This is a genomic window from Tepidanaerobacter sp. EBM-38 (genome assembly GCA_001896545.1).
Lineage (GTDB): Bacteria > Bacillota > Thermosediminibacteria > Thermosediminibacterales > Tepidanaerobacteraceae > Tepidanaerobacter.
The window spans coordinates 1-1,055 of record MPOT01000082.1 but is presented as its reverse complement, the minus strand read 5'-3'; the positions used below and the strand labels follow the sequence as shown (position 1 = coordinate 1,055).

The following is a 1,055-nucleotide window of genomic DNA, read 5'->3' as shown; positions in this document are numbered from 1 at the left end:
GAAAAATGTATACTGCAATTGTCTGAGTGCTTAAATGCGCCGCTTAAACTATATACCGGCGTACAGCTTGCAGAATACGAAAACCGTTTCCCTTGCTCCCCATTTGTCAAAAAAACCGTAGGCGCAGGCTGTGTGGCAAGACCGGCAGCTTATATGGCAAGCCGAGGAGGAGATGAATTGGGGTATTATACATCGAAGGGCATTACTTTGGCGGTATATAAAAGGAGGACATCATGAGCTGGATAAAAGCGGTGGGTATAGGACCGGGTTCTTTGGAACACATGACTTTGCAAGCCATGGATGCTTTAAAGGAATGTGATGTGGTAATAGGATATAATACATACTTAGATTTAATAAGGCCGATTATTCAAGAAAAGCAAATCATAGGCTCAGGTATGCGCCATGAAGTTTCAAGGTGCAAGAAGGCCATAGAGCTTGCAAATGAAGGGAAAAAAGTCTGTGTAATCAGCAGCGGCGATCCCGGGATATATGGCATGGCAGGTCTTTTGCTGGAACTTTCAGCAAAAAGGGACCTAGATATAAAAATTGAAGTGATACCAGGTATCAGCGCCGTAAATATGGCGGCGGCCCTTTTAGGGGCTCCCCTAATGCACGATTTTGCACTGATCAGCCTTTCAGACCATCTGACGCCATGGGAAGTCATAGAAAAAAGGCTGGATTCGGCAGCTCAGGCAGACTTTGTCATAGCCTTATACAACCCCAGAAGCCATGAGCGAGAATATCATTTGGATACTGCGCTTGAAATTATATCAAAATATAAGCCTAAGGATACTCCTGTAGGCATAGTGAAAAATGCATCCAGAGAAGGAGAAAAGGTGATATTTACAACACTGGAATCGGTGCCGATAGAGAATATCGATATGACGAGTATTGTAATTATCGGCAACAAGAACACATTTACGATAGGTGACAAAATGATTACACCACGAGGGTACAAGCTATGATTATGGTATTAGCAGGTACGAAGGATGGACGGATTTTATCTGAGAGGCTTTGCAAAAAAGGGCTTAAAGTCTTAGCCACAACGGTTACCG

The 1,055-nt window shown here is 43.5% G+C and carries 2 protein-coding genes; both read left to right on the top strand.

Going from position 1 to position 1,055, the window contains the following annotated elements; translation table 11 throughout:
• On the top strand, nucleotides 1–237 hold a 237-nt coding region (locus BUC45_RS09160), incomplete at its 5' end, for a cobalamin biosynthesis protein (RefSeq protein ID WP_296971791.1).
• Nucleotides 234–965: a precorrin-3B C(17)-methyltransferase gene (gene cobJ, locus BUC45_RS09155; RefSeq protein WP_296971789.1), complete on the top strand. Its 732-nt coding sequence runs from the start codon at nucleotides 234–236 to the stop codon at nucleotides 963–965. The genes BUC45_RS09160 and cobJ, both read left to right, overlap by 4 nt.
• Nucleotides 966–1,055 lie beyond the last annotated feature (90 nt).